The organism is Vibrio sp. 10N.222.46.A1, from assembly GCF_041473595.1.
Classification (GTDB): Bacteria; Pseudomonadota; Gammaproteobacteria; order Enterobacterales; family Vibrionaceae; genus Vibrio; species Vibrio tasmaniensis_A.
In genome coordinates this window covers 1-867 of sequence record NZ_JBFRSN010000153.1, presented here as the reverse complement: position 1 = coordinate 867, position 867 = coordinate 1, and the positions used below count along the sequence as shown (strand labels likewise).

Genomic DNA, 867 nt, shown 5'->3' with positions numbered 1-867 from the left:
AGCGGCAATGCCGTTACCACCAATTCACGGCCTTCTTGTAGCACAGGGCTGTATGCCCCTTTAGCTTGAAGTACGTTCGCAATCATATTGCGGTGCGTTAGAATTGCGCCCTTCGCTACACCCGTTGTACCACCTGTGTACTGTAGGAATGCGATGTCATCACCCGCCATAAACGGCTTCACATATTGAAGACGACGGCCTTTGTAAAGTGCCTTTCTGAATGAAATGGCACCCGGTAGATCGTACTTAGGCACCATACCTTTTACGTATTTCACTACGAAGTCGACAATCGTACCTTTCGCTCGTGGCAACATTTGCCCAAGGCTAGTGAGTACAACGTGTTTAACCGGAGTTTTATCAACGACTTTCTCTAGTGTGCTCGCAAAGTTAGAAACGATAACAATCGCCTTTGCGCCAGAGTCATTCAGTTGGTGTTCAAGTTCGCGAGGCGTGTACAGTGGGTTGACGTTCACAGCAATCATACCTGCACGCAGTACACCAAACAGTGCAATTGGGTATTGCAGCAAGTTTGGCATCATCAGCGCGACACGATCGCCTTTCTTCAGTTTTAGATCATTCTGCAAGTAAGCAGCAAAAGCACGACTGCGCTCTTCAAGCTTACGGAATGTCATAATCGATCCCATGTTCTCGAATGCAGGTTGGTCGGCGAACTTCTGTACCGACTGTTCAAACATTTCAATGAGAGATTGGTACTGATCTGGGTTGATCGTTTCTGGTACGTCACTTGGATAACGTGAAAGCCAAGGTTTATCCACGATGTTACTCCTCGTTTATCAGCTGACGACTGCTTCGCCGCTTTTTATCATTGCGGTATTACAGCACAGCTTTAGTGCATGAGCACTAAAA

The 867-nt window shown here is 47.1% G+C and carries 1 protein-coding gene; it reads right to left on the bottom strand.

Annotated features, from left to right (window positions below; all coding sequences use genetic code 11):
• On the bottom strand, positions 1-776 hold a 776-nt coding region (locus tag AB4496_RS05460), incomplete at its 3' end, for an AMP-binding protein (RefSeq protein ID WP_372130674.1).
• Between the last annotated feature and the right edge of the window lie 91 nt (positions 777-867).